Below are 4,670 nucleotides of genomic sequence, written 5' to 3' on the forward strand. Positions count from 1 at the left end.
GGCGGCCCAGCGACGGCGCAGCCGGAGCGTGTTCCCCGGCCCAGCGACGGCGCAGCCGGAGCGCCGAGCCGCGGTCCAGGGGAGACTCCCGCGCAGCGGGCAAATTGACAAAAGGGGGCCGATCGCCTCCAAGCTCGCCCCGCGCGACGCCCGAAGCGAGGAGCGGCATGTCCACCAAGGCGGCACCCGGCGGGGCCTGGAGCACAGACACCCAGAGCCTGATCGCCACCGACCGGCCCACCCTCGACGAGATGGCGGACGAAGCGTGCGCGCGGCCCGGCCGCCTGTGCATCGCGCCGCGCGGCGACCTCGAAATCCTGTTCGCCCGCACCTTCGCCGCGCCCACCGCGGCCGTGTTTCGCGCCTGGACCGATGCGGGCCGCGCCCGCCAATGGCTCGGCCCGCCGTACTTCCGGGTGATCGAGGCCGCGTCGGACCCGGTGCCGGGCGGGGCCTACCATTATGCGGTGGCCGATCCCGCCGGGCGGGTGATGCGCTGGTCGGGCACCTTCGGCGCCGTGACGCCGGACCGGGGCTTTCGCGCCACCGAGCGCTTCGACCCGGCCTGGTATCCCGGCGCCACCGAGGTGGCGCTGGAGCTGCGCGCGGCGGCGGCCGGCAGCGTGGCGCTCCTCACCTATGCCTATGAGAGCCTGCCGGCCCGCACTTTGGTGCTGCGCTCGCCCATGGATGCGGGCCTTGCCGCCGCCCTCGACCGCCTCGCCGCGCTGGTGGAGGCGCCTCGGCCTTCCCCTTAGCCATCCCTCACCGCCCGAGGCCCACGGCGTTGGGCAGCCAGAGGGTGAGGGCGGGGATGTAGGTGATGGCGATCAGCGCCAGGATGAGCGGCACCAGCCAGGGCAGGATGGCGACCGTGGTGCGCTCTACCGAGAGCTTGGCCACCCGTGCCAGCACGAACAGCACCATGCCGAGCGGGGGATGCAGCAGACCGATCATCAGGTTCAGCACCATGATGAGCCCGAAATGGATCGGGTCGATGCCGAGCTTGAGCACGATGGGCAAAAGGATCGGCACCAGGATGGTGATGGCGGCGATGGTGTCGATGAAGCAGCCGACGAACAGGATGAGCAGGTTCGCCAGCAGCAGGAACACCCACTTGTTCTGGGTGAAGCCGAGGATGGCGTCGGTGAGCATCTGCGCCGCCTGGCTCGCCGTGAGCAGCCAGGCGAAGATCGAGGCGGCGGTGACGATGAACAGCACCGAGGCGGTGGTCTCGATGGTGTCGAAGGTCGCCTTCGCCAGCGTGCGCAGGGTCATGGAGCGGTAGCGCACGAGGCCGAGGAACAGCGACCAGATCACCGCCGCCACCGCCGCCTCGGTGGGCGTGAACCAGCCGAGCGTCATGCCGCCGATCAGGATCACCGGCGTCATCAGCGCCATCACGGCGGAGAAGTCGTAGTACCAGTCGAGGGCGATGAGCGCGGCGAGCGCGATCAGCACCGCCTGGTTGGTGGAGAGGCCGGCCTCGATCATGCCGTAGACCGCCAGCGGGAAGGCCAGCACCACCACCACCTCGACGCCCGCGGAGAGCAGCTGTCGCCACGAGAAGGCGGCGTCCGCGCCCCATTTGTTGCGGTGGGCGAAATAGGCGACGGTGATCATCATCAAAAGCGTCATCACCACGCCCGGGATCAGGCCGCCGAGGAACAGCGCGCCGATGGAGACGTTGGCCAGCATTCCGTAGATCACGAACGGCAGGCTCGGCGGGATGATCGGGCCGAGCGTCGCCGAGGCGGCGGTGACGCCGACCGCGAACTCGGTGGAATAGCCATGGTCCTTCATGGCCTTGATCTCGATGGTGCCGAGCCCGGCGGCGTCGGCGATGGCGGTGCCCGACATGCCGGAGAAGATCACCGAGCCGATGATGTTCACCTGGCCGAGGCCGCCGCGCATCCAGCCCACCAGCGCCACCGCGAAGGCATAGATGCGCCCGGTGACGCCGGCGATGTTCATGAGGTTGCCGGCGAGGATGAAGAACGGCACCGCCAGCAGCGGGAAGCTCTCCACCCCGGCGATCATGCGCTGGGCGATCACCACGTCCGGCACCGTGCCGGAGACCAGGATGTAGAGCAGCGAGGAGCCGGCGAGCGCGATCGCCACCGGAACGCCGCAGATCATGAGGGCGAGGAAGCCGCCGATGAGGACCCACATGGCTCAGTCTCCCTTGTGCTCGAAGGGGGAGCCCTCGAAGGCCTCCGGTCTCTCAAGGATGGAATAGCCGCGGCAGAGATTGCACCAGGAGACCTGGAGCGAGCGCACCAGCATCATCACGAAGCCGAACAGCACCGCGTAATAGACATAGGATTTCGGCGCATCGACCATCACCATGGGCTCGTCGCCCACCAGCGCGATGTAGCGCACCATCAGCCACACGCCGTAGGCGATGAAGCCGGTGCGCACGAGGTCGACGCCGAGCGCCATCGCCCGCGCCGGCGCGGGCGGCAGGAAGCGGTAGAGGAGGTCCACCTGGATGTGGCGCGACAGGCGCACGCACATGGCGGCGCCGATGAACACCACCGCCACCAGGAAGTAGCTGGCGATCTCCTCAGTCCAGGCGAAGCTGTCGTTCAGCACGTAGCGCGTGAAGAACTGGAGGAAGACGAGGCCCGCCATGATCCAGAAGGCGACGAGGGTGATCCAGTCCTCGAAGCCGTAGGAGGACAGGTCCACCTCCTCCTGCACGTCGAAGGTGTGGGCGAGTTCCTCGCCGGTGACGCGGGTGTGGGTCTCGTGGGCCATGGGGGTCCGGTGCTGAAAGAGAGGGATGATCGGCTGGGCGGCGCACGTCCTCGCATCCCGGCCGACTGGAACGGAGCGCAGCGCAGGGGAAGGAGAGCCGGGGATCCAGCGCAAAAACCGCCGCAGGCGCAGGATTTGTTGCATCCCGAGCTGTCGCCCGCTGCGCGGGAGTCTCCCCTGGACCCCGGCTCGGCGCTCCAGCTGCGCCGTCGCTTGGCCGGGGGACCGCTCAGGCTGCGCCGTCGCTGGGCCGGGGAACGGGCGCCGGGGCGCCCGCGCCTCGTGCCTGACGGCCCGGCCTCACATGCCGTCGCTCTTGATGGCCTGGATGCGGTCCCAGTCCGCCTTGCGGTAGCCGAAGCTCTCGAAGGTGATGTTCTTCATCACCGTGTCGCGGAACTCGCCGGTGTCCACCTCGATCACGTTGAGGCCCTTCTGCTTGAACACGTCGAGCAGCTCCTTCTCGCGCGCCGCCACCTCCTTGGTGGCCCGCGCCGCCGCCTCCAGCGCCACCTCGGTGAAGATCTTGCGGTCCTCGGGCGAGAGCTGGTTCCAGAGCTTGGCGGAGATGATGGTGTTGAGGTGGTCGACGATGTGGCCGGTGAGGATGATGTTCTTCTGCACCTCGTAGAACTTCTTCGCCTCGATGGTGGTGAGCGGGTTCTCCTGCGCGTCCACGGTGCCGTTCTGAAGCGCGAGATAGACCTCGGCGAAGGCGATGGGGGTGATGTTGGCGCCGCACGCCTTGGGCATGGCGAGATAGGCCGGGGCGTCCGGCACGCGAATCTTGAGGCCCTTCATCTCGGCGCAGCTCTTGAACGGCTTGTTCGAGGTCGCCTGGCGCACGCCGTAATAGGTGACGGCGACGATGTGGTTGCCGGTCTTCTCGTTGTAGCCCTTGGCGAGGTCCTTGAAGACGTCGCTCTTGGCATAGGCCAGCAGGTGGTTCGCGTCGCGGAAGGTGTAGGGATAATAGGTGACGCCGATGGGCGGGTAGGCCTTCCCGGCGAAGCTCGACCCCGAGATGATCATGTCGACCGTGCCCAGGGTGAGGCCCTGGTTGATGTCGCTCTCCTTGCCGAGCTGCGAGGAGGGATAGACGTCGATCTGATAGCGCCCGTTGGTGCGCTTGGCGATCTCGCCGGCGGCCCAGACCGAGGCGGTGTGGAACGGCTCGGCGGGCTCGTAGACGTGCGCCCATTTCAGCTTGGTCTGGGCGCTGGCGGGGCCGGCCGCGAGCAGCCCGACCAAGGCGGCGCCGAAGAGCGTGGCGGCCGAAAGGCCGCGGCGAAGACGGATCATCCTGTTCCTCCCAATGCGGATCGCGGCGTCTATGTCCGCTTGTTCTGTGACCGTGTCCCGTGCGGCCGGGGCCTTGGCGGACCCCGTTTAAATCGTTTTGATTCGTGGGCGCACCACGCCCGCCGCCGCTGCATGGTACTATGGCAGCCGCAACCGGCAAGGGGTCTCTCGCGCGGCGCGTGTCTCGTTTTCATGGTCTGCGACCAAGCAGCGGCGCGGAACCTGCCCCCGCATGCGGGGGAGGGAGTTGGTCCCGGCTGTACCGCGTCCACTGGGGCGCCCCGATCGGCGTGAGGCCTGCCCCGGATGGAGGCCACCCGGTCACGGCATCCCGTCCTCACAAAACAACTCCGTCCCGGGGGGGCCGGCAAGGCGTCGTCGTCAATCGGCGTTGGATCGGCGCAGCCGCGGCTCAGCCGCCGAACAGCTTGCGCTGCCACCAGCCCGAACGGGGCTTCTGCGGCTCGCTTGTGGCCTCGGCCGGAGCGGGGGGCGCTGTCTCCATGGGCGCGGGGACCGCAGGCTCCGCCTCGGGTGTCGCAAGGGGGCCGCAACGTCCACCGGCGCCGGTTCCGCAGGGGCGGCGGCCGGAGCGGCCGGGGGCGGGG

4 protein-coding genes and 1 pseudogene are annotated in these 4,670 nt (G+C 68.7%); 1 reads left to right on the plus strand and 4 read right to left on the minus strand.

Annotated elements, in window-relative coordinates:
• The first annotated feature begins 167 nt into the window (after positions 1–167).
• Complete coding sequence (locus AC2W7M_RS20115; RefSeq protein WP_486134379.1) at positions 168–758, plus strand: SRPBCC domain-containing protein; 591 nt, start codon at positions 168–170, stop codon at positions 756–758.
• 7 nt (positions 759–765) lie between these two features.
• On the opposite strand, the gene AC2W7M_RS20120 is transcribed toward AC2W7M_RS20115, so the two are convergent.
• The 4 genes and pseudogenes from AC2W7M_RS20120 to AC2W7M_RS20135 form a co-directional block, all read right to left on the minus strand.
• Positions 766–2,172, minus strand: coding sequence for a TRAP transporter large permease (locus AC2W7M_RS20120; protein ID WP_486134381.1), 1,407 nt, complete (start codon positions 2,170–2,172; stop codon positions 766–768).
• A 3-nt stretch (positions 2,173–2,175) separates the two neighbouring features.
• The gene (locus AC2W7M_RS20125) at positions 2,176–2,760 is read right to left on the minus strand and encodes a TRAP transporter small permease (RefSeq protein WP_486134383.1); all 585 of its coding nucleotides are present in this window, start codon (positions 2,758–2,760) and stop codon (positions 2,176–2,178) included.
• Positions 2,761–3,060: 300 nt separating this feature from the next.
• The gene (locus AC2W7M_RS20130) at positions 3,061–4,062 is read right to left on the minus strand and encodes a sialic acid TRAP transporter substrate-binding protein SiaP (RefSeq protein WP_486134384.1); all 1,002 of its coding nucleotides are present in this window, start codon (positions 4,060–4,062) and stop codon (positions 3,061–3,063) included.
• Between the two features lie 412 nt (positions 4,063–4,474).
• A pseudogene (locus AC2W7M_RS20135) lies at positions 4,475–4,670 on the minus strand (hypothetical protein); the annotation flags it as partial.

It is taken from the genome of Xanthobacter sp. BG11Y11_SDJG (assembly GCF_057364445.1).